Here is a 22,737-nt window from a genome sequence, read left to right as displayed (position 1 = left end):
CCTGCCCTTATGAGACCGTAGGGAGTACGCACAGCTCGTTGTTGCCTGTGTCCTTGGCCCCGTCCGATTCTCCAGAGAAACACCCCATGCTCACCCGTCACGCCGTTTCCCTCCTGGATCTCCTCGAACGCACGTGGGCCCACCGGCTGCGCCGCGTGTCGCTGGCCGCGGAGGCGGACGCGGAGCCCACCATGGTGCGCGCGGCCGCCGCCGCGCTGGGCGAGGTGCATCGTGGGTTACGCCGTGGCGGCCACCTGGAGCTGGCCGAGCGCTGGCCCGCCTGCGTGGTCATCGCCCTGTCCGCCGTAGCGGCGGAGGGCTACCGCTCAGGCTCGTTCTGGCCGGCCTGGTGGGCGGCGACAGGACGCCGGGGCCGCGCGGCGGACGCCCAGCAGTACGGCGAGGCGTTTGCCGCGGCGCTCGACCGCCTGGGCCTGCCCGGGCAGGACGCCCCGAACCGGCATCTCGGCCCGATTTTGCTGCACGCGGGCGTGCCGGACTCCTGCCTGGAGGGGTTCCTGCGCTACCTGCTGGAGGGCCGCGCCGAGGAGTTGGACGAGCCGATGCGCCGGCTGGTCGAGCACGGCGACGACCTCGCGGGCGAGCTGGCCGAGCGGTGCCTCGACTTGTTGGAGCGCCTACGCGCTCCCGACCAGGAGACCGACGATCTCGGCCTGCCTCGCAGGATCGTCGACCAGACCATCGCCCTAGTCCGCGCGGGTGTCATCGACCCCATACCCGTCGCCGAGCGCCCGGAGGTCACCCTCGAACCGTTCGGCGGGGGCGTTCGGCTGCGCCCGCCCGGCTCGGCGGACGTCCTGGTCGACGGGAAGCACGCGCAGGTCGACCCCGACGGCCACGTCCCCATCACGGCCCCGGACCAATCCCTCTCGGTGAACGGCCACGCGGTCCGCCTGATCGATCCGGCGGATCCCTTGCTGATCTTCAAGGAGGACGGCCACCGGCTGCCCACCGAGCGCGCCCTACCCTCGGACGGCTTCTGGGCCGTCTTTCCTGCCGATCGCGAACTCACCGGCGACCCCCCGCCGCGAGTGGTCGCCGAGTCCGCCTGTTGGCCCGGCTGGCGGCTGGCACAGCTCTCGCCAGGCCAGGCCACCTGGGTCGGCCTCGTCGGCAGCAGCCGACGCCAGATCCGCGGCAAAGACCGCGCCCAGGTGCTTACGGGACCGCCGCTCCCGGGCGTCATCGCCCCGAGCGGCATGCCTGTGACCGCAAGCGTGTCAGTCTGGCTGCCTGGAGACGGTTTCACCTGGTCGGTGGAGGTACGGCAAGCCGGCAGGTCCGTGCTGCGCGAGAGCCGCACGCCCAGCGAGCCCGTCACGATCCCTCAGGTCTGGCAGGGCGTGGGCGCGGTGACGGTGGTGGTGCGCGGCCCCATCGGCAAGGGTGCGCGCAGGACCGTCTTCGTGGCCTCGGGACTGAGTGTCTCGCACGAACCGGAGTTGCGGCTGCTCACCGCGGACGGGCTCCAGCGGGCGACGGTACATGTGGGCGAGGACCGGCTGCCGGTCTTCACGGCCGAGGAGACCGAACGAGTTTTCGAGCACCGCGGCGCACGGCTGACCCTTAGCCCGCCGCACATGCGGGTGAGTACCGACCGGCACGCGCCGCGGGCCCGCCCGTTGCGGCTGGCGGTCGAGGAGTTGGGCACGATGGACTGGTTGCGAATCGACGGCCTGTCGCCTCGGCCGCTGGAGGTGCGGGCGGGCGGCCAGGCCGTCCAGGAGTTGCCACCTTCCGCGCGAGGGCTGTTCAGCCCGCGCCGCCTGCTCGACACCATCGCCGCCCATGCCGGAGCCGACCTGGTGTATCCACCTGACGTGCCGGTCGCCTTCGTCCGCCCGGCGGGCACCGCCTCGGCCGTCGAGCACCTCGGGGACCGGCTCGTCCTGCGGGAGCTGGTCTGGCTGGACGGCCTGGTCGCCGAGGTCCGGGCTGGAGACCGAACGGAGGTGCTGCCCGTGCCTGAGCAGGGAGTGCTGGCCCTGCCGCCACCACTGGCCGAGGCGGATCGAGTGCTGGTACGGCTGGCCCTGCCAGATCCCTGGACCGGAACGCGCTGGCCGGACGGCGTGCTGGCCGGCGAGCGACCCTTTCGCTGAAAAAGAGACGGAGCCCTGTGGACCCCCTTGCCACCAGCGCACTCATCACTGGCGCATACCGGCGCTACCTGGCCTCGCTGCTGCCGGTGCGTGACCCGGCGATCGCCGCCGCGCTGGCAGCGCAGATCGCCACCAGCCCGCTGCTCAGCAAGGGTCCGCTGCTGGAGGCGGCGCCGCCGTACCACAGCGGCGCGACGCTGCGCGATCTGCTGGCGGAAGGCGTGCTCGATCCGGCCTTCGCCCGGCTCGCCGGTCCGGCGCTGCCCCTGGACCGGCCGCTCTACGCCCATCAGGAGCAGGCGCTGCGCAAGAGCGCGGCCGGGCGCAACCTGGTCGTGGCGACGGGCACCGGGTCGGGCAAGACCGAGAGCTTCCTGCTGCCGATACTGAACGACCTGGCCGCCGAGCGAACGGCGGGGACGCTGGGGCCCGGCGTGCGGGCACTGTTGCTCTATCCGATGAACGCGCTGGCCAACGACCAGCTCAAACGGCTACGCGAGTTGCTGGCGGCGGCGCCGTACCTCACCTTCGGCCGCTACACCGGAGACACGCCCGAACGAGAGGCACAGGGCCTGGCCCTGTTCGAGGAGCTCCATCCCGGGGCCGGGCGGTTGCCCGGCGAACTGCTCAGTCGCGAGGAGATGCGCCGCACCCCGCCGCACCTGCTGATCACCAATTACGCGATGCTGGAGTACCTTCTCCTGCGCCCGACGGACCTGGAGCTGTTCGAGGGCGAGACCTGGCGGTTCGTGGCGCTGGACGAGGTGCATGTCTACGACGGGGCCAAGGCCGAGGAACTTGGCATGCTGCTGCGACGGCTGCGCGAGCGGGTAGCGCACGGGCGACCGCTGCGGTACATGGCCACCAGCGCCACCGTGGGCGACCGGCCGCAGGCGGTGATGGAGTTCGCGAGCAAACTGTTCGACGCGACGTTCGAGTGGGTGGAGGGTGATCCGGCTCGCCAGGACCTGGTCACGGCCAGCCGGGTCGCCGTGCCGGAAGGCCCGTTCTGGGGACCTTGGCCCGACTACGCCGAGCTGACCTCCTGCGCGGATCCGGAGAAGGAGCTGCTGGCCCGCGCGGGCGGCGAGTTCGCCTCCGCCGGGGCCGCGCTGGCGCGCGAGCACACGATGGCCAGGCTGCGCGGGCTGCTGTCGGCGGGCCCACGCGCGTTCTCCGAGCTGGCCGCGATGCTCTTCGAGGGAGACGAGCGGGCGCTGGCCGCGCTGGTCGATCTGGGCGCACGCCTACGCGACGACGACCGGCCAGTGCTGTCAGCCCGCTATCACCTGTTCGTACGCGCTACCGAGGGCGCCTTCGTATGCCTGCTCGGCCCGCACGTGTCTCTTGGCCGCCGGGAGCGGTGCCAGGAGTGTCCCGGGGCGATGTTCGAGTTCGGCGCCTGCAAGCGATGCGGCGCGGTGCACCTGGTCGGCGCCGTGTCGGGAGCAGGTGGCGAGGAGGTGTTCTCACCCCGGGTGACCGCGGCGCAGTCGCGGGTGTGGCTGCTGCTGGGCGATCCCGACCAGGCGAGCGACGAGGACGACGTGGTGCTGGGCGACGTTCCCGAGGCGACGGCCGAGCGGGCGCTGCTGTGCGGGCGGTGCGGCGCGCTCGGCCGGTGCGAATGCAGCGTGACCGCCCGCCGCCCGGTGCTCCGCCTGCGGACCAAGGCGATCGTCCCGTCCGGCTGCGCCGCCTGCGGCGCACGGGGCGCGGGGATGATCCGGCAGTTCGAGAGCGGCAACGAGGCCGCCGCCGCCGTGCTGGCGACCACGCTCTACCAGGCGCTGCCGGCCGACGAGGCGCAGGCAGGGCGTCCTGGCGGGGGCAGGAAGCTGCTGGCGTTCAGTGACTCCCGGCAGGCCGCCGCGTTCTTCGCCCCGTACCTGGAGTCCAGTCATGCCACCGTCCAGCGGCGCGGGCTGATGCTGGAGGGGCTGCGCAGGGCCACGGCCAGGGATGCGACGGCGACGGTCGACGACCTGATCGAGGAGACGGTCAGGACCGCCGCCGAGGCCGGGGTCTTCCAGCGGCGCGACTCGCGGCAGCAACGCCGGCGGGAGGTGGCCCGGTGGTTGATGCGCGAGCTGGTCGCGCTGGATGACCGGCACTCGCTGGAGGGCGTCGGCCTGTTAGGCGTACACCTTGACGTCGACCCGGCGTGGCGGCCTCCAGCGCCGCTGCTGGAGCTGGGGCTGTCGGCCGAGGAGTGCTGGCAGTTGCTCGGCGAGCTGGTCACCACGCTCCGGCATCAGGGGACGCTCAGCATGCCGGAGGAGGTGGATCCGCGCGACGAGATCTTCGATCCCCGGCGCGGGCCCATTCACGTGCGGAGGGACGGCTCCGAGGCCAAGCTGAAGGTGCTCAGCTGGCTGCCCACGCGGGGGTCCAACCGCCGGCTGGACTACCTGGCCAGGGTTCTGGGGCCGGACGCCGACGCCAGGGCGGTGCTGGACGGGTGCTGGCGGTTCCTGACCGCCCTGCCCGACGGCTGGCTGACCGCCATGGCGCTGCCCCGGGTAGGGCAGGTGTACCAGGTCGATCACACCTGGCTGGCGCTTTCCGCCGACGCGCCGCTGCTGAGGTGTGAGCTGTGCCGCCGGGTGGCCACCGCTTCGGTGCGCGGGGTGTGCCCGACCATGGGGTGTACAGGGCGGCTGCAGCCGGCCATACGCGAGGAAGACGATCACTATCGGCGGCTTTATCAGGAAATATCGCCCGTTCCGTTGCTTGCCAGAGAGCATACGGCGCAGTGGACGAGCCTTGAGGCGGCCGACATCCAGCAACGCTTCGTCAGGGGCGAGGTGAACGTGCTGTCCTGCTCGACCACGTTCGAGCTCGGCGTGGACGTCGGCGAGCTGTGCGCCGTGTTGCTGCGCAACATGCCGCCCACCACCGCCAACTACATCCAGCGGGCCGGGCGGGCGGGGCGGCGTGCCGACTCCGCCGCTCTGGTGGTCACCTACGCCCAGCGCCGCTCCCACGATCTGTCCCGCTACGCCGAGCCGGAGACCATGATCGCGGGCCGGGTGCGCGCGCCGTACGTGCCGCTGGGCAACGCGCGGATCGATCGCAGGCACGTGCACTCGGTGGCGCTGGCCGCCTTCTTCCGCCAGGCGAAGGAGGCGTCCGGCACGGTGTGGAAAACGGCCGGCGACTTCTTCCTGGGCGATGGTACCGAGCGGGTGCGGCGCTTCCTCTCCCCGGTCCCGCCGCAGGTCACGGCCTCGCTGCGGGCGGTGCTGCCGCCGCAGGCCCAGGCTGAGCTCGGTGTGGGGTCCGGTGCCTGGGCTCAGGTGCTCTGCGACCACCTGGAAAAGGTACGACTGGAGCTCGCTCAGGACGTGGCGACGTTCGAGGAGCGCAGGACGGCCGCTTTCGAGCAACGCCGCAGCGATCTGGCCGCCCGTTTCGAGCGCACGGTCAACACGCTGACCAGACGGTCCCTGATCGGCCATCTGGCCAACCGCAACGTGCTGCCCAAATACGGCTTCCCTGTGGACACCGTCGAGCTACGTACCGCGCACTGCGACAGCCAGGTCGGTGCGCGTCTCGAATTGTCGCGCGACCTGTCGACCGCGATCTACGAGTACGCGCCAGGCGCAGAGGTGGTCGCGGGCGGCGTGCTATGGCGTTCCGCGGGCCTCTACCGCCTGCCCGGACGTGAGCTGATCAGCCGCCACTACACCGTCTGCCGCGCCTGCCACCACTACAGGGAGGGCGACGAGTCGCTCGAGGCCGCCTGCCCGGCCTGCGGCGCAGCCGTCCAGGGACCGCTGAGGCAGTACTACGTGCCGGAGTTCGGCTTCGTCGCCGACCACCGCACGGCCAAACCCGCCGTGGCCCCGCCGAAGACCGTCTGGGGCGGCGCCACGCACGTGGTCTCGCTCGGGATCGAGCTGGCCGAGCGCCGCTGGCGGTCCTCCTCGGAGGCGGTGGCCTGGTGCCGGTCGGGCTCGCGAGGCAGGCTGGTGGCGATCTCGGAGGGGCCCGCCAGCAGTGGCTTCCTCATCTGCGACTGGTGCGGCTGGGGCGCGTCCAACCTGGGCAGGACGCCGAAGACGCACACCCACCCGCTGCGGCGCAACTCGTGCGAAGGCCCGTTGCGCTGGCGCTCGCTGGCGCACGGCTACGAGACCGACATCCTGGAGCTGCGTTTCGACGTGCCGAACCTGTCCCGGTCCGTGCTGTACGCGCTGCTGGAGGGCGCCGCCGACGGGCTGGAGATCAACAGGGACGACATCGACGGCACGATGACCGGCGGCACGCTCGTGCTGTTCGACACCGTGCCGGGTGGGGCCGGCAGCGTGCTGCGCGTCGCCGACCGGCTGGACGCCGTCGTGGACGCGGCCGTGCGCCGGGTCGGCTCGTGCGACTGCGGCGAGGAGACCTCCTGCTACGGCTGTCTGCGCACCCGTCGCAACGAGTCGCATCACGACCAGCTCAGCCGGGCCGCCGCCCTGGCCGTCCTGCGCCGCCTTTCCGGACTTTCCGGAGAGAACCATCGGTGACGTACGGCATGCTAGACGTGATGGACGAGAACACCGGCCAGGGTGCGGCGTTCGGGATCGACGCGTTCACGCTCGACGACCGGATGCGGCTGTTCCATTTCGCGGCAGCAGAGAAGCGGCACGAATACCTGTGGGTGCTGCGCGCCTTCGACCGCGGCCGCGCCAACTATCAGGTGCTGCTGCACGCCTCGCAGGCCCGCGAGCTGCTCCAGGCCCTGCGCGAGGAGCATCCGTCCTGCCCCGCGATCGAGGACGTGCAGCCGCTGCTCGACTCGCTGGCCGACTGGCGGCTGCTCGACCGCAGCTATGACGGCACCCGCGCGGCCAACCTGGCCGAATACCGCAACCGTCACTACGTCTACCAGTTCACCCAGGCGGGATACCGGGCCTACCACGCGGTGGAGGACGTGCTGGGCGCGGGATTGGAGGATGCGCAGCTGTCCAGGCTGGTCTTCCCCGACATCCTGGCCGACCTGAAGGCCCTGGCCGAGGCCAACCGCACCGGCGACGGCGACGAGATCTACCGAAAGCTGGGCCGCCTGGACGGGGTACTGTCCGACATGGCGATGCGGGCCGCCCGTTTCTACCTCATGCTCGGTGACCTGGCCCGCACCAATGACACCAGCCCCGAGGTGTTCCTGGCGCACAAGGACGGGCTGCTGACCCACATGCGCGAGTTCACCGCCGAACTGGCCCGCTACCAGCCGCTGCTGGCCGCCGCCGTCCAGAAGGTCGCCGCGACCGGCGTCGAGCGGCTGATCGCTCTCGCGGCCGGGGCGGACGAGCGGCTGTTCCGCACACCGGCCGAGCGGGAGGAGGACTGGCGGCAGCGCTGGTCGGGCCTGACCCACTGGTTCGCCGACGGCACCGCGAGCGAGGCCGAGCGGTTGCAGGGCGCGACCATCACCGCCATCGCCGGGGTTCTGGCACTGCTGCGCCGGGTGACCGAGGCCAGACGGGGCGGAGTGAGCAGGGAGAGCCAGTTGCGCCATCTGGCCCAGTGGTTCGTCTCCTGCCCGAGCGACGACGACGCGCACGCGCTGTTCCAGGTCACCTTCGATCTGGGTTCGCCTCGTCACGTGGCGGTGCCGTACGACGAGCCGGAGCTGATCCCCAGCAGGCTGTCGTGGTGGGACGCCGAGCCGGTTCGGGTGGCGCGCACGCTCGTGCAGTCAGGCCGGACGCCGGGCCTGCACGGGGTGGGCCGCATCGAGCGCAACCACGCCCAGCGCCAGCGGCTGCGGGCCGAGCAGCTCAAGGCTCAGGCGCAGCGCCGCTCCGCCGCCGGCGCGCTGGCCGGCGACGGCGTGTACGACCGGGTGCTGGACGAGCCGGAGACGCAGGCCTTGCTGGGCCTGCTCGATCTGGCGCTGTCGGCCCGCGTCCCGGCGAGCAGGAGTGTCACCGCCAGCGGGTCGGCGCACGGCGTGCGGCTCACCCTGCGCCCGTGCGAGGGCTCGACCACGGTAGCGACCATCCGGGGCCGCCTCCACCTCGACGGCCTGCGCCTGGAGGTGTCCTCGATATGAGGGTCGCCGCCGACGTGTCGCCGCTGGAGCTGGCCGACTACCAACGGGCCGTGCGACTGCTGCTGCGCCACCCGCTGATCACTCCCACCTACCCGGACAGGGGCGCGCTCCCACTGGTCAGGCGGTGGACGACGCAGCTGCGCGCGGATCTGCCCGAGGTGCTCGGCTACCGGCTGCTCACCACCGCGGACACCGCCAGGCTGCTGCGCGTGCACGACCGGCTCGACGCCACCACTCCCGCGCTGACCAGGACCGACCGGCCTTTCAACCGCAGACGGTACGCGTACCTGATGCTGACGCTGGCCGCTCTTGGCCGCTCGGGCACGCAGATCGCGCTGAGCGAGCTGGCCGACGCGGTCGCGGCCGACGCAGCCAGGATCGACGGGCTGGGCATGGACACCGAGCGCAAGCCCGACCGCGACGCGTTCGTGGACGCGGTGGCCTGGCTGGAGCGGCGTGGCGCGCTCGCCCTGGCCGACGGCTCGGCGTCCGCCTGGGTCAACGACCCCGACAGGGCCGAGGCGCTCTACGACATCGACAGGGAGATCGTCGGCGCCGTCTACCGCCCCAGCAGGGTCCTGCAGCACGTCGGCTCGGTCACCGCGTTGCTCGACACCGGCCAGGGCCTGGCGCAGGGACAGGCCACGACGCGCAGGGCGGCGGCGCGCAAGGCGCGCCGCCTGGTTCTCGAACAGCCGGTCGTCTACTACGCGGAGGTCGACGAGTCGTTGCACGGCCAGCTCCGCTCGCCCAACCTGGCCGAGGACCTGGAGCGGCTGACCGGGCTGACCGTGGAACGCCGGGCGGAGGGCGTCGCCGTCATCGACACCTCGGGACGCCTGTCGGACGTCCGCTTCCCAGGCGGCGGGACGATCCCCCAGGCGGCGCTGCTCCTGGCCGCGCGTATCGCCACCTACTGCGGGCCCGGCAACCGGCGCAATCCTCCCACGCCGCTGCCTGCGCCCACCGCCGCGGAACGCCTGGCCGAGGCGGCCGCGCGCATCGACGCAGCACTGCCGCGCGGCAACGTGCTGACCGTGCTGGCCGGGCAGGACAGGACCGGGACGGCGCCGACGGGCGAGGCCGTCTATCCCTTCCTGCCCGATACCTGGCTGCGGCGCGCCATGCGCGAGCTCGTCGGCCACTTCGGCGTCGCCTTCGGCGCCGCCTGGCGGGCCGATCCCGACCGGCTGCTCGGCGAGGCAGTCGCGCTGCTGGCCAAGCTGCGCCTGGTGGCGGTCGTCGAGGGCGGCGTGCTGGCGTTGCCGCTGCTGGCCCGATACCGCGGCGTCACCGCGGAGGTGAAACAGCGCCCCGAACAATCCACTCTCTTCGAGGATGTGAAGTGACCAGGTTCGTCCCCTCTCGGGCAGGGATCATCAACCTGTGGGACTACCGGGATGAGGAGTTCGCCTTCGCGGGCGGCTGGCTGATCCTGCGCGGGCCCAACGGGTCGGGCAAGACCAAGGCGCTGGAGGTCTTGTTCCCGTTCGTGCTCGACGGGCGGATCGATCCCAAGCGGCTCAACCCGTTCGCCTCCGAAGACCGGACGATGAAGTCCAACCTGCTCTTCCGCGGGCAGGACTCCGCGCTCGGCTACGTCTGGATGGAGTTCCGCGATCCCGGCACCGGCCGGTCGGTCACGGCCGGCGTCGGGCTGCACGCCCAGCGACACCGCGACACCCCCGTACGCTGGCATTTCGTCTGCGACGGCCGCGTCGGCGAGGACTTCTCCCTGCTCACGCCCGACGACCGGCCGATGACCCGCAAGCAGCTCGCGGCGGAGCTGGGCGAGCAGGCGCTGATCGGCTCGGCCTCCGACTACCGGGCGGCCATCGACCGGCGGCTGTTCGGGCTGGGCAGGGAGCGCTACGAACAGCTCATCACGCTGATCCTCACCCTGCGCAGGCCGCAGCTGGCCAAGAACCTCGACCCGGCCAAGCTGTCCGACACGCTGACCGACGGCCTGCGCCCGATCGACGACGAACTGATCGCCGAAGCGGCCCGTTCCTTCGACGACATGGAGTCGGTGCAGCGCACCCTGGAGGGGTTGGTCGCCGCGGACGAGGCCACGGCCGCGTTCCTCTCCAGCTACAGCACCTACCTGCGGACCCACGCCCGCTGGGCGGCCGGCGCGCTGACCCGCCGCCGCGGCGAAGTGGCCGCCGCCGTCGAGTCCCGCCGGACAGCGAGGGAGAAACTGACCGTCGCCGAGCAGGAGCGGTCGCGGGCGGAGGCCCGGACGGCCACCGCCGAGAACACTCTGGCAGGGTTGCGCGCCAGGCTGGACCAGCTCAAGTCGAGCGCCGCGTACGAGGCGCTGCAACAGCTCGCCGACCTCGAACGGCTGGTGCGCACCTGCGCGGACGCCGCCGCTGGCGCGCGGGCCGAGCTGGAGCGGCGCACCGCGGCCAAGAGCAGGGCCGCGGCGGAACTGGAAACCGCGCGGCGCAACCTCGCCGAGCTGGAATCGGCCGTCTCCAGGACGGCGGGTGAGCTGGCCGACGAGGCGCACGCCGCCGGCATCCCGTGGAGCCCCGGCGACACCGATGAGGACGGCTTCACCGATCGGGTCGGCGCCGGCGCCGCGGCCCGCGCCGACGACGTGCGCGCGGTCCGGGCCGCACTGACCGCCCTGAGCAAGGCCGAACAGGCCCGCGACCTGGCCCGTGCCGCGCTGGAGCGGGCACAGACGGCCCTCGCTCAGGCCGAGGAGGCCGCCTCAGACGCCGAAGCCGAGGTAGCGCGGACCAGGAGCACGGCGCGCGAGGAGCTGTCGGCGTGGGCCGAACGCCACGGCGTCGTGGCGGCCGACGCCACCGCACTGACCGAGGCCCTCGACCAGGTGGGTGAGCCCGACGCGCCCACCCTGGAAGCGGTCTTCGCCGAGCTGACGGCGCCGGCCGTGCAGGACCTGCGGGACGAGCGGGCCCGGCTGCGCGAAACTCGGCGGCAGACCGAGCGGGAACGCCAGAGTATGCGGGAGGAGCGGCAGCGCATCGCCGCCGAACATGACGACGCGCCCGCGCCCCACCCGGCACGTGCCGCCCCGCGCGATGGCAGGGCGGGAGCGCCGCTGTGGCGGCTCGTCAGATTCAGAGACGGCGTCGATGAGCGGGACGCGGCCGGGATCGAGGCGGCGATGGAGGCCGCCGGCTTGCTGGACGCCTGGATCACGCCGGCGCCTGAGCCGGTGCGCGTGGGCGACTCCGACGCCTACCTTTTCGAGACGTATCCATTCACCGGACCCAACCTGCTCCGCGTACTGGAGCCGGAGGAAGACAGCCCCGTCTCAGCAGACCGGGTCACCGCGATCCTGCGCGCCGTCGAACTCCAAGACGACGACCACTTGGTGGTCAACGGTGAGCAGGGCGGAGTGTTCTCCGCCGAGCCGGTAGTCGACGACCCACTATTCCGCCCTGTCATCACGCCCGGTGGCCGCTTCTTCCAGGGCATCCAGGTCGGCGCCCATCACAAGGTGCACGCCGAGTACATCGGCGCCACGGCCAGGGCCCGGCGCCGCGCTGCCCGGCTGGCCGAGTGCGACACCCGGCTCGCCGCTCTCGACGACGCTCTCGCGAGCCTCGGCCGGCAGGACGCGGCGGCCGAGGCGAGGCTGGAGGCCGTGGCGGAGGCCAGATCCGCGTTGCCCAGGACCGGTCCCATCGTGACGGCCCTGCGTGCCCGCGAACAGGCGGCCGGACGGCTACGCGGCGCCAGGGAAGGCGCGGACGAGGCCCAGCGGGGCTTCGACGAGGCTGTCGCCGCGCATGGCGCTGCCGAGCGGACGCTGCGCCGCACCGGTGCCGAACGCGCTCTGGCGCCGGACACCGTCGACGAGGTGGCGGGGGCCGTACAACGATTCGAACGCGCCGCCGGGACCCTGGCCGGGCGGCGGCGGGAGGCGGCCCGCCAGCTCTCCACCGTGCAGGCGGCGGCCGACCGGCTGATGGAGGCCGCCGAAGACGAGGCGAACGCCGCCAAGACCGAGCAGACCGCGCGCCGGCGGCATACCGAGGAGGCCGCCAAGCTGGAGGCGTTGCAGGCAACGGTCGGCGCGGAGGCCCGGCAGATGCTGGCGGAGGTCGAGCGGACCGAGCGGAACATCGCCGACGCCGAGCGGGAGACGCAGTCCGCCAGGTCCGCCGAGCGGGACGCGCTGACCGCCGAGGTGAGCGCGCGCACCCGAGTGGAGACGTCCGCCGAGGCGCTGGCGGTGGCGCGGCGCGAAGAGCGCGAGACCGCGCGCGAGCTGGCCCCCTACGCCCGCCGCGAGCTGCTCGACGTGCTCAAGTGCCCGCCCGGCCTGGCCTGGCCCGCCCAGGAGGCCGACTGGCAGGCCGAGGAGCTGCCCGCCGGCGTTCGCGAGGTGCACGAGGCCATCCTCGCCGTCACCCGTGACCTGACCCCGACCGAGATCTCGCTCAAGCAGTCCACCACCCGGCTGACCAAGGCCCTGGAGGACCTGCAGGCACAGCTGACCGCCGCCGACCAGAACTACCGGCCCGAGTGGGACGGCGCCGACGGCGTGATCGTCGTACGCGTCACCGATGAGGAAGGCCTGCTGCCGGTCGGCGCGTTCGCCACGAAGATCAGCGCCAGCAGGAACGACCAGCAGCAGTTGCTCAGCGACTCCGAGCAGCGCATCCTGGAGGACGCCCTGCTGACCAGGCTGGCCCAGCAGATCCACGACCGCACCGTGGACGCCCGCGACCTGATCCGCAGGATGAACACCGAGATGCGCTCACGCCGGATGTCCTCGGGCACCACCGTCGGGGTGGGGTGGCTGCTGGCCGACGCGCTGGACGACGAGCAGCGCGCGATCTGCGGCCTGCTCGACGGTGACGCGGCCCGGCTGCGCCCTGACGACCTGACAAGGATGCGTGGCCACTTCGCCGCCCAGATCAAGAACGCGCGGGCGCGCCACCGCGACAGGCCCTACCGTGAGTTGCTGGCCGACGTGCTCGATTACCGCAGGTGGCGGCAGTTCGCCTTCCAGCTCGTACGATCGGACGGTACGGAAGAGCGGCTGACCAGGTCCAGGCACAGCCGCCTGTCGGGCGGTGAGCAGTCGGTCTCCCTGCACCTGCCGCTGTTCGCCGCCGCACATGCCATGCTCAACTCGGCCCGGCCCGACGCGCCCCGGCTGCTGGCGCTGGACGAGGCGTTCGCCGGGGTGGACGACACCGGGCGCGGCGAGTTGATGTCGCTGGCGGCGCAGTTCGACCTCGACCTGTTCATGACCGGCTACGACCTGTGGGCCACCCACGCCTCGGTCTCCGCCGCGGCCCATTACGACCTGGCGCACTCTCCCATCGACCACACCGTCAGCCCTCTGCTGCTGGTATGGGACGGCGGGCAGCTGCTGGCCGATGACACCGGCGATCTGACCGCCGCCCTCGGCTCACCGGACACCCGCAAGGTGACTCTGACCCCGGAGGAGGTCATCCCGCTTGAACTCCCTGGATGAGCTGCGTTCGGAGGGCTGGGCCCGTCTGCTTGCCGCCGCCAGACGCAAGCTGGAGCGGGACGGCGCTCTGTCGGGCTCGGTCAGCATCGGCGCGCCCTCCGAGGAGGAGCGCCGGGTGATCATCGGGCTGACCGGCCGCTACCGGCCGGAGGACGTCAAGCGTCTCACCGTGCCCCTGACCGACCTGGACGTCTTCCTCACCAACCGGTACACCCACGGCCTGCGTGATGTGCTGGCCGAGCTGGGTGGTCCGTTACGGGACCGGGCCGGGGAGCGCCGGGCGCTCGATGAGGAACGCGATCGGCTCCTCGCCGGCGCCTCGCACGGCAGGCACTCCGGCGACGCCTGGCACGCCGCCTGGCTGGAGGCCATCGCCGTCGACGGCACGGCGACCAGGCTCATCAGGCGCGGCGAAGGGCGGCTGGTCACCACGGCGGCCCAGGTTCTCGACCAGTTGCCCGCCCAGGCCATGCCGCTCCCCGTGCTGGCCGAGCGTGCCACCGGCGACACCAAGGCCCTGTCCGCCGGCTCACCGCTGACCTTGCTGGTGCTGCGGGCCCTGGCGCTCCGCGCCGGCCTGCCGTCTGTTCCAGGCGACCGGGTGGGGCAGCGCACGCTGTGGGAGTCGGCCGGGGTGATCGTGGACGACCTGGCCAGCCAGGTCCTGGTGCTCAACCTCCCCGTACTCGGCCAGGGCCCGGTCGCAGGCTGGCTGGCGGAGGCGGCCAGGTATGGCGTTCCATACCGGCTGACGTTGCACCAGCTCACTACCTTCCCGGTCGCCCTCGACAACGACCCGATCTTCATCTGCGAGAACCCGGCCGTGCTCCGCGCGGCGGCCACCGAACTCGGCGCCCGATCCGCGCCGCTCATCTGCACCGAAGGGATACCTTCGGCGGCCTGCCACCGCCTCCTGGAGACGGCCAAGGGCGAGCTGCGGTGGCGAGCCGACTTCGATTGGACCGGCCTGCGGATCATGGAACGCGCGATCTCCCGCCACCGGGCAGCTCCGTGGCGCATGTCGGCGGCCGACTACGCCGCGGGACTGGCCGAGAGCGAGTCCACCCCGCTGAGCGGGACGGCCGCGCCGAGCCCATGGGACGTGGAGCTCGCACAACTCATGGCGAGCCGAGGCTGGACGGTGATGGAGGAACGCCTGATCCCCGCCCTCCTGTATGACTTGAACGGCGAGCACCCGAGCAGAGCACCATCCTGACAGCCCGACTGGACGATCACTCCACGCACGAGACTCCGCCTGGCGAAGTAGCTGGGGGCAGCGCAGCCGTGCCTGCCGATAATGCCATCCGTGCAGGTCGTGCGGCTTTCTTCCTTTGCCGCCCAGGATCAGCACCGCTACGCCTCGGCCAAGGCCCGCAAGAACTACGCCGGTACCAGCCCGATCACCCGCGCCTCGGGCAAGAAGAAGGCCGTCCTGGCCCGCTACGTGCACAACGACCGGTTGATCGACGCCCTGATCGCTCAGGCCGCCACCGCGATCATCGACAGTGCCGGCCTGGTCTCGGTCACCTACGTCGGAACCGACGGCACCGTCGGTTGGAGAGGAGGACGAGCCGGAGCCGGTTGGTGCCGATACCCACGATCCCTGCTCGGCGCCCGGGATCGCCGGACTCAGACCAGGAGCGGGGCGAGGTGGTTGGTTCGCGTTCCATCGGCGGAGGTCAGGTAACCGCGCAGCCGCCCCGCGATGCTGCCCAGTTCGCCGGACAGCGCGTACGACAGGCCGTACAGAGCGGGTGGCCGGATCGCGGCGACCTGTGCGTTGAGGTCGGTGACCAGGCCGGCGCTGGTGCCGCCGTTGGGCACGATGCGGATCGTGTAGTCCAGGATGCTGTCGGCTTCCCCGCCGATGATGTGGGCGCCGGGCAGGATGCCGATGCCGGTGTCCCAGTCCATCGAGTTGCGCACATTCTCGAACACGGCCGAGGTGGCGTGCTTCGTGCCCGGGTTCTTGGAGAAGACCACGGCCACGTTGGGGGTGGTCCGGTGCGTGCCTTCCTGGTAGACCATGGCGTAGCCGCTGGTGGTGCTGGTCGGCGTCCACGGGTAGTAGGGGATGTTCTGGCCCGCCCGGTACCACTCGCTCGGGTCGCCGTTGGCGTCGAGTCGCAGCGCCAGGGCGGTGAAGGCGTCGGCGGAGCGCAGGAACGGCAGCCAGTTCTCCAGGTAGAACTCGACGTTCGCGACTGTCGTTCCGGCGTTGACGACCTTGGGCAGCCGGATGACGCGGCGGATCTCCAGCGTGCCGTTGGACAGTCTGGTGTAGCGGGTGAGCTGCGGGACGGCGTCCGATCCCGCGAAGTCGGCGACGAGTTCTGCATACCACTGCCGGTCGGCGATGGTCCACACGTCGGTCGCGGTCGGGGTGGTCCGCTCGACGCGGACCGTGCGCTGGTAGGCGCCGGGGCGGGTGCCCGCCTGGTTGACGTTCCAGCGCCGGTCGAGGACGTTGGTCGCGGCTTCGACGTTCAGGCCCCACAGGACGGCCTGCATGACCCGGTCGGTCTCCTCGCCCTCGTAGGTGGGTGAGAGCAGTGGCCGGTAGCCGGTCGGGCAGTGCCGCATCTGCGGGATGCAGCCGCCACCGCCGAGCCGGAAGTCGAACTGCTCCCTGCCTTTCCAGGAGTTGCGCTGCCACACGTCCGTGCCCTCGGTGAGCAGCTTCCACGTCCAGCCCTTGGCGGCCGCCGCGGCGGGCGTCGCCGCGATCAGGGGTAGCGTCGCGGCGGTCGCCAGAACGGCACGCCTGCTCAGGCCGGTGCTCCGTTTGTCGCTCATGTTGGTGTTCTCCTTTGTTGGGGGGAATTCAGGAGGTGTAGGGCTCCAGCCCGGCCGGTACGGCAGTGCGCTCCCATTCGGCCTCGTATCCGATGCCGGGCGCGGTTCCCGCGTGGACGAGCCCGTTGGCGTCGACCGCCTCTTCCCTGGTCACGGGGTTGGCGGGGACGAACGACTCGTAGTAGGTGGTGTTGGGGATGGCCATGCACAGGTGGGTGTGCACGATGCCGCCGCCGTGGACCTCGGCGCGCATCCGGTAGGCGTCGGCCAGGTGGGCGATCCGCATCGCCCCGGTGATGCCGCCGCGCAGGCCCGCGCTGGTGCGCACCGCGGTGGCGGAGCCGTTGGCGATGAAGTCGGCGGTGTTCATGTGGGCGCCGTCGCTGGTCTCGGCGACGATCAGAGGTACGTTCACTTTCTCGGCTAGGCGCTGGTAGGCGGTCGCGCTGAACTCGCGCATCGGCTCCTCGTACCAGAGGTATCCGGCCTCGGACAGGACTCTGCCCAGCTTGATCGCGTCGAGCAGGTCGAACCCTGCGGATCCGTCGTACATCAGCGGCACCGAGTCGCCGACGTGCTCGCGCAGTGCCGCGCACAGGGCGATGTCGCGGTCGACGTTCCCCCAGGCGTGCAGCTTGATGGCCGGGTAGCCCAGTTCCAGGCACTGGTCGGCGACGTCGAGGTACTCGCTGACGGTGGCGAAGGTCGAGGTGGAGGCGTACGCGGGGATGGCGGTGCGGTACCCGCCGAGCAGTTGGTGCACCGGCAGCCCGGCGGCCTTCCCCGCGATGTCCCACAGCGCCACGTCGACCAGGCCGTGGATGTAGAGCGGCATCTCCTCGATGCGGTCCAGCTCCCAGACGCGGTGCCACAACCACTCACGCTGCAGCGGGTCGGCGCCGAGCAGTTCGGAGCGCAGCCGCCGGTCGGCGATGTCGGCCAGGATGGCGCCGCGTTGGCTGTAGGCGTAGCCGGTGTGCCCGTCGTCGGTGGACAGCACGAGCCAGCCGCCGGTGTGCGCGGGCTCGGACGCCGGCAGGCCGTCGCGCCAGCGGAAGGCGGGTGTGACGGCGGGCTGCGCGCACAGGACGACGTCGACAGCGGTGATCTTCACATTCACTCCGTTGCGGTTCAGTTCTTGACGGCGCCGTCGAGCAGTCCGCGCACGAGGTGGCGCTGGGCGAACAGGAAGACGAGCGCCACGGGCACCACGGTGAGCACGCCCGTTATCGCGGCTTCTGGTCGGTGGATGGGGAGATCGCTGCCTCCCAGTGCCGGGTTGAGTGCCGGTGAGCCGGAGATCAGCACGCCGAGCCCGACCGGGAGGTTGAAGGTCTCGTCGTCGCCGAGCATCACGAACGGGAGGAAGTAGTTGTTCCAGTTGCCGATGAAGGCGAAGAAGGTCAGCAGCGCGATCAGCGGCTTGCCCAGCGGCAGCGCGACCCTGGCGAACAGGGCGGCCTCCGAGCAGCCGTCGATCCTGGCGGCCTCCAGCACCTCGCGCGGCAGCAGGGTGGAGAAGTAGATGAAGGCGAGGTAGACCCCGAACGGGTAGAGGCTGGCGGGCAGGATCACCGACCAGGCGGTGCCGGTGAGCTGGACCGCGTTCACCTCGAGGAAGAGCGGGAGCACGAGCGCGGCGGGTGGCACGATCATCGCCAGCAGCGTGGCGATGAGGATGACCCGCCGGCCGGCGATCCTCGTCGCCGCCAGCGCGTACCCGGCCAGCAGGGACGTGGTCACCGACAGCAGCACCGCGCCGCCGGTGTAGACCGCCGAGTTGACGATCCACTGATAGATGACGCCGTCGTTGAAGGTGGTCAGGTTCCGCCAGGCGGTCAGGTAGCCGTCGAGCGAGCCGAAGGACAGCGGATGCCCGCCGGTGATCTGGGCGTCGGACTTGGTCGGCGCCAGCACCAGCCACACCAGCGGCAGTGCGCAGGCCAGGGCCACCAGGCCGAGCACGACGGACACGGACGTCCGCCACACCCACGGCCCGCCGAGCCGCTCGGTCATCGGTCGACCTCCGTCTCGAAGAACTTGGCCTTGAACACCAGGAAGCAGGCGGCCACGGTGCAGACGGCCAGGAGCATCAGGCACAGCGCGGCGGCCGCGGCGAAGTCGCCGTTGTCGAAGGCGAACAGCAGGCCGAGCTGGTTCAGCGACCACGACTTGGAGCCGGTGAAGGCCACGCCGTACAGCAGTTGCGGCTCGATGAAGATCTGCAGTCCGGCGGTGAAGGCCAGGATGACCATGTAGACCACATACTTGGAGATGAGCGGCAGCTTGATCCGCAGGGCCGTCTGCCACCAGGTGCAGCCGTCCACCTTGGCGGCCTCCAGCACCTCGCGCGGCACTCCCTGCAGGGCGCCGTACATGATGACCACCCACTGACCGAAGCCGGTGGCGAAGGCCATCAACGCGAAGATCATCACCAGGTACGACGGTTTCAGCACGTCGTTGCCGGTCCGCATGCCCAGGCCGTGCAGCAGCGGGGCGAAGGGGCTGAGCGCGGGCTGGAGCATGACGTACCAGAGGAGCACGCTGGCCGAGCCGGTGACCGCACCCGGCAGCATGTAGACCAGGCGCAGCGCCGTGCCGTACAGGGGACGCTGGTCCTGGACGAACAGCGCCAGCAGCAGCACGCCGATCACCATTGCCGGCAGGTACAGCGCCATGAACAGCGACACGTTGCCCAGCGCGGGCAGGAAGCGGAAGTCGGCGATCGCGTTGCCGTAGGCCCGCGGGTCGCTCAGGGACTCGTAGAGGGCGTACATCACGGGGCCGATCCCGAAGACCGCGAGCAGCACCAGGTACGGGGTCACGCACAGCCAGCCGAACAACTTACCCGACGTCATAGCCCTGTGCCTTCGCCAAATTCACCAGCTCGGCCTGCAACGCGTCCAGGCCGGCCCGGACACTGCCGCCGGAGCGGATCGCGGGGACCACCGTCTGGGTGAACGCGCCCTCGACGTCGTAGCGGGTGGGCTGCTGCACCGGGTTGACCTTGGCCGCCTGCTCCCGCATCACCGGGAACGGGTCGGACGCGTAGAACGGGTCACCGGCCAGCCGCTTGGCCCATGCGTCGGCCGAGGGGCCGTAGGCAGGGTAGGTCGGCGCGCCCTTCTGGTAGTCGGCGTCGGTGGTCATCCACTGGATGATCTCGGCGGCCCCCTTCATGTTCTTGGAGTGGCGCGAGACCAGGTAGACGCCGCCACCCGCGCTGCCGGACCAGTTGGTCGTCTCGCCGTCCCAGGACGGGTACGGCGCCGCGGCGATCTGCCCGTTGGGGGTGGCGAACAGGTCCTTGGGCTTGAACAGGTAGTCGCCGAGCCAGGAGGCCCCGGGCAGCATGAGGACTTTGCCCTCCTTGCCCAGCTTGGCCATCTCCGGGTCGAAGAGCCCCGCCTTGGTGACCGAGCCGTTCTTGACCAGCGGGTCGAGCACGTCCGCGACCCGGGTGCACTTGGGGTCCTTCAGGTCGATGTGCACCTTGTCCGGCCCGGTCACCTGCTGGATCGGGCAGCCGCTGGACCAGAAGTAGTCGTAATAGGTGAAGAAGCTGCCCGCGCTGCCGATGACGTAGCCGGGGTGCTCCTTGGCCACCCGCTCGCCCAGCGCCCGGTAGTCGTTCCAGGTCTTGGGTAGCTGGTAGCCGAAGCGCTCCATGAGCGGCTTGTTGTACCACAGCACGGTCTGGGCCAGGTCGTTGCGCAGGCAGTACAGCTTGCCCCCCACCTCGCAGGGCGCGTTGGCCGTGCCGAAGTCCTTCCGGATCTGCTCCTGCACCAGCGAGTCGAGGGGCTGGGCATAGTCGAGCTTCCCGGCGAACTGGGAGACCACGTTGGGCTGCCCGGCGAAGATGACATCCGGCCAGCCCTTGCCGGTGCGGTTGAACAGCTGGATCTTCGTCAGCAGGCTCTGCCCGTCGTAGGTCTCGACCTTCATCTTCAGGTTCGGGTGCGTCTTCTTGAACTGTTCGAATCCGGCCAGCCGGGTGGGGTCACTCCACACCAGCAATGTCGCGTCACGATCCTCGGTGATGGCACCGCTGACGGCTGCGGGCGTGTTGGACGAACAGGCGGCGAGCAGGGCGCCTGCGAGGCACGCCGTTAGGGGGATGCGAAATCTGATCACAGCTGCCTCGACAAAATCGTGTACGATGTCTGAAGTCAGATGTTGCATGCATGTTACGGCGGCGTCAACCCCCATTTGTCGCTATGTTGTGAACGTCAGGAGGCTTGGATGACCGACTCACCCGCGCCGTCACCGGCGCTCCCCCGGCGGCAAGTGCTGGCCGACGACGTGTACGACGTGTTGCGAGAAATGCTGCTCAGTGGCCATATCCCACATGGCAGCCGGGTCAAGATCGACGCCCTGGCGGCCCAGCTGAAGATCTCCAACACGCCGATCCGCCAGGCCCTGGGCCGCCTGGAGGCCGACGGCCTGGTCAGCAAGCACCCCTACCGCGGCTTCGTCGCCGCCGACCTGCCCGACCACAAGACGATCTCCGACCTGTACGAGTGCAGGCTGCTGCTCGAACCTCCCACGGCCGCCCGTGCCGCCCGGGAGTTCCGCGCGGAGGACGGGGCGTTCCTGCGCCGACAGGTCGACGTTCCCGGCGGCGACCTCACCATGCTGGCCAAGGCCGACGAACTACTGCACGGCAAACTCGCCGAGATGTCCGGGAACCTGGTCGTGGCCGAGACGCTGGAGCGGCTGTTCGTCCGTTCGCGCGCTTTCCGGATCTTCTACGCCCGGGAAGGCGCCGCCGAGCTCACCCGGGACGAGCACGAAGCCATCGTACGAGCAGTCGTGGCGGGCGACAGCCCGGCTGCGGCGGCCGCGATGACCGCCCATCTGCGATCGGCGGGAGAGCGAATGCTCGCGTCACTGCCGTGAGATCCAGAGGTCCGCGGCCGCCGATGCTAGAGGCTCTGGTGGCCGACGGCGGCGAGGTCACCCACGTCAAGGCCCATCTGGTCATCCCGGTCGACGCATCCGGCGCGGGCGACACGTTCGACGGGGGATGGGCGCATGAGGATGATCCTCGAAGGGATCGGTTACGTGCGATGGGCCATGCCCCATCGGGCAGTCCGTCCCGGGGGGACTGAGGCGGACGGCCGCTCGGGCCGCCGCTCAGTTATGAATCAGTTAGCGGCAGCATCTGGTGCCGCCCTCTCCCACTGCGACAGAATCCGCCGCTGTGACCGTAGAGAAGACCTATGAACAGCAGCTTGAAGCCGTGATCCGCGAGGCCAAGTGGAAGAACCTGCTTGCCTTGTCAGTCGCTGTCGTGCGGCAGGCCGTCAGCGCTGCGATCGTGTGCGCTGCAATCGGCTTCCTGTTTGACCTAGATCTTGATGCCTACCCGGATCTCCTCCTGGCCGGGATGCCGGTAGGGATCGCCGTCTTCATGGTCATCGCCATGCATCGGAGCGACAACCGCCACGCCGAACTCCTTCTCCGGCATGGCTTCACCTGGCAGACATCCCCGCGCACAATCCTCCGACCGCCAGCCAAGCCTGACTCCGAACCAGACTGCGAGGGACCCGCCTGACCGTCAGCCGCACTCCTCGATCAGTCCAGTGATTCGTTCACTGGACTCTTACTCCTCCGCGGGCCCGGGATACGACGGGAATCGGGATTGGTACAGGAGGTGGCCACGCGGGGTTCAGTCCACGCGCAGCAGCGCGGGCCAGATCCTCGGGCCGCATTCGCCGTCCACCTTCAGCCCGGCCTCCTTCCGAAAGCGTCGCAGCACCTCGTCCAGTGGTGCACCGAACACGGTGTCGTCGATACCGCCGTTCACGCCCATGCCGCGGGCATGCAGCAGATAGAACAGCGTCTTCACGTCGTAGCCACGTGAGCCGCGCTTCAGCGCCGGCAAGGTCTTCACGATTTCCTCCATCCAGGACATCTCAGGATTGGGTCCGGGCTTGCTGGAGTAGGCCGGATAGCCGAAGCCCGCGATCACGCTCAGGAAGCGTTCGCGGCGCTTGACCTGGTCGGCAGTGTTGCCCTCGATCGTCACTACTGTGTCGTTCGAGCGGATCGCCTCCACGATGTCGACATGGTCGATCGCCAGGATGTTCTTGGAGCCGGCCCAGTCGAAGAACACGATCGCGGCCTTGAGCCAGGAGGCATGGCCGACCGTCCACGCCGAATCCCCCACCCCCGCAGCGCGGTGTCGATCACGGCGTGTGCAGGGCTAGTGGCCCGTCACGCAACCTTGGCCGGGTAACTGGTCCAGCTTCGGATGGGCGAAGTGGCGGCGAAGCCGGTTTTCGGTTGGGCACGGGCGT

At 70.7% G+C, this 22,737-nt stretch carries 15 protein-coding genes; 9 read left to right on the top strand and 6 right to left on the bottom strand.

Translation table 11 applies throughout. The features are described 5' to 3' along the window. Positions 1-86: 86 nt before the first annotated feature. From AB0L65_RS57190 to AB0L65_RS57160, 7 genes are all read left to right on the top strand, one after another. A complete protein-coding gene (locus tag AB0L65_RS57190; RefSeq protein WP_364265124.1) occupies positions 87-2,123 on the top strand; it encodes a hypothetical protein in 2,037 nt (678 codons plus the stop codon). A 17-nt stretch (positions 2,124-2,140) separates the two neighbouring features. Continuing rightward, complete coding sequence (locus AB0L65_RS57185) at positions 2,141-6,637, top strand: DEAD/DEAH box helicase (RefSeq protein WP_364265122.1); 4,497 nt, start codon at positions 2,141-2,143, stop codon at positions 6,635-6,637. Between the two features lie 20 nt (positions 6,638-6,657). Beyond that, the gene (locus AB0L65_RS57180; RefSeq protein WP_364265120.1) at positions 6,658-8,166 is read left to right on the top strand and encodes a TIGR02677 family protein; all 1,509 of its coding nucleotides are present in this window, start codon (positions 6,658-6,660) and stop codon (positions 8,164-8,166) included. Continuing rightward, positions 8,163-9,515 carry a TIGR02678 family protein gene (locus AB0L65_RS57175; RefSeq protein ID WP_364265118.1) on the top strand — a complete coding sequence of 451 codons (1,353 nt, stop codon included), beginning with the start codon at positions 8,163-8,165 and terminating at the stop codon, positions 9,513-9,515. Before AB0L65_RS57180 ends, AB0L65_RS57175 begins: the two co-directional genes overlap by 4 nt. Further along, the gene (locus AB0L65_RS57170) at positions 9,512-13,636 is read left to right on the top strand and encodes a TIGR02680 family protein (RefSeq protein WP_364265116.1); all 4,125 of its coding nucleotides are present in this window, start codon (positions 9,512-9,514) and stop codon (positions 13,634-13,636) included. Before AB0L65_RS57175 ends, AB0L65_RS57170 begins: the two co-directional genes overlap by 4 nt. Continuing rightward, positions 13,620-14,852: a TIGR02679 family protein gene (locus AB0L65_RS57165; RefSeq protein ID WP_364265114.1), complete on the top strand. Its 1,233-nt coding sequence runs from the start codon at positions 13,620-13,622 to the stop codon at positions 14,850-14,852. Before AB0L65_RS57170 ends, AB0L65_RS57165 begins: the two co-directional genes overlap by 17 nt. Positions 14,853-14,942: 90 nt before the next feature. After that, positions 14,943-15,323 (top strand): transposase, encoded by a 381-nt coding sequence (locus AB0L65_RS57160; RefSeq protein ID WP_364265112.1) that lies wholly within the window; start codon positions 14,943-14,945, stop codon positions 15,321-15,323. Here the strand turns inward: AB0L65_RS57160 and AB0L65_RS57155 are convergent. Genes AB0L65_RS57155 through AB0L65_RS57135 form a run of 5 tightly spaced genes read right to left on the bottom strand, consistent with a single transcriptional unit; the run spans position 15,266 to position 20,569 of the window. Beyond that, the gene (locus tag AB0L65_RS57155) at positions 15,266-16,432 is read right to left on the bottom strand and encodes a hypothetical protein (RefSeq protein WP_364265110.1); all 1,167 of its coding nucleotides are present in this window, start codon (positions 16,430-16,432) and stop codon (positions 15,266-15,268) included. The two genes, AB0L65_RS57160 and AB0L65_RS57155, sit on opposite strands and share 58 nt — an antisense overlap. 28 nt (positions 16,433-16,460) lie before the next feature. Then, positions 16,461-17,546, bottom strand: a complete 1,086-nt coding sequence (locus AB0L65_RS57150; RefSeq protein WP_364265108.1) for an enolase C-terminal domain-like protein — start codon at positions 17,544-17,546, stop codon at positions 16,461-16,463. Between the two features lie 17 nt (positions 17,547-17,563). Beyond that, positions 17,564-18,448 (bottom strand): carbohydrate ABC transporter permease, encoded by an 885-nt coding sequence (locus AB0L65_RS57145; RefSeq protein WP_350727272.1) that lies wholly within the window; start codon positions 18,446-18,448, stop codon positions 17,564-17,566. Next, positions 18,445-19,290: a sugar ABC transporter permease gene (locus AB0L65_RS57140; protein WP_364265106.1), complete on the bottom strand. Its 846-nt coding sequence runs from the start codon at positions 19,288-19,290 to the stop codon at positions 18,445-18,447. The genes AB0L65_RS57145 and AB0L65_RS57140 overlap by 4 nt, the downstream gene beginning before the upstream one ends. Then, positions 19,277-20,569, bottom strand: a complete 1,293-nt coding sequence (locus tag AB0L65_RS57135) for an extracellular solute-binding protein (RefSeq protein ID WP_364265104.1) — start codon at positions 20,567-20,569, stop codon at positions 19,277-19,279. The genes AB0L65_RS57140 and AB0L65_RS57135 overlap by 14 nt, the downstream gene beginning before the upstream one ends. A 108-nt stretch (positions 20,570-20,677) precedes the next feature. Between AB0L65_RS57135 and AB0L65_RS57130 the strand changes: the two genes are divergently transcribed. Together AB0L65_RS57130 and AB0L65_RS57125 are read left to right on the top strand one after the other, a co-directional pair. After that, entirely contained in the window at positions 20,678-21,334 is a 657-nt protein-coding gene (locus AB0L65_RS57130; RefSeq protein ID WP_364265102.1) for a GntR family transcriptional regulator, read from the top strand. Between the two features lie 304 nt (positions 21,335-21,638). Beyond that, positions 21,639-21,992: a hypothetical protein gene (locus tag AB0L65_RS57125; protein WP_364265100.1), complete on the top strand. Its 354-nt coding sequence runs from the start codon at positions 21,639-21,641 to the stop codon at positions 21,990-21,992. 114 nt (positions 21,993-22,106) lie between these two features. Here AB0L65_RS57125 and AB0L65_RS57120 read toward each other — a convergent pair whose 3' ends face one another. Beyond that, entirely contained in the window at positions 22,107-22,607 is a 501-nt protein-coding gene (locus AB0L65_RS57120) for a peptidoglycan-binding protein (protein ID WP_364265099.1), read from the bottom strand. Positions 22,608-22,737: the final 130 nt, after the last annotated feature.

The sequence above is a fragment of the Nonomuraea sp. NPDC052116 genome, from assembly GCF_040680035.1.
GTDB classification, from domain to species: domain Bacteria; phylum Actinomycetota; class Actinomycetes; order Streptosporangiales; family Streptosporangiaceae; genus Nonomuraea; species Nonomuraea angiospora_A.
This window is presented reverse-complemented; position numbering and strand designations above follow the sequence as displayed.

What these genes read in the sequence shown, in the direction of transcription:
- AB0L65_RS57190 (WP_364265124.1), top strand. Translation starts at nt 87, where the DNA reads ATGCTCACCCGTCACGCCGTTTCCCTCCTGGATCTCCTCGAACGCACG.
- AB0L65_RS57180 (WP_364265120.1), top strand. Translation starts at nt 6,658, where the DNA reads ATGGACGAGAACACCGGCCAGGGTGCGGCGTTCGGGATCGACGCGTTC.
- AB0L65_RS57175 (WP_364265118.1), top strand. Translation starts at nt 8,163, where the DNA reads ATGAGGGTCGCCGCCGACGTGTCGCCGCTGGAGCTGGCCGACTACCAA.
- AB0L65_RS57155 (WP_364265110.1), bottom strand. Translation starts at nt 16,432, where the DNA reads ATGAGCGACAAACGGAGCACCGGCCTGAGCAGGCGTGCCGTTCTGGCG.
- AB0L65_RS57145 (WP_350727272.1), bottom strand. Translation starts at nt 18,448, where the DNA reads ATGACCGAGCGGCTCGGCGGGCCGTGGGTGTGGCGGACGTCCGTGTCC.
- AB0L65_RS57140 (WP_364265106.1), bottom strand. Translation starts at nt 19,290, where the DNA reads ATGACGTCGGGTAAGTTGTTCGGCTGGCTGTGCGTGACCCCGTACCTG.
- AB0L65_RS57130 (WP_364265102.1), top strand. Translation starts at nt 20,678, where the DNA reads ATGACCGACTCACCCGCGCCGTCACCGGCGCTCCCCCGGCGGCAAGTG.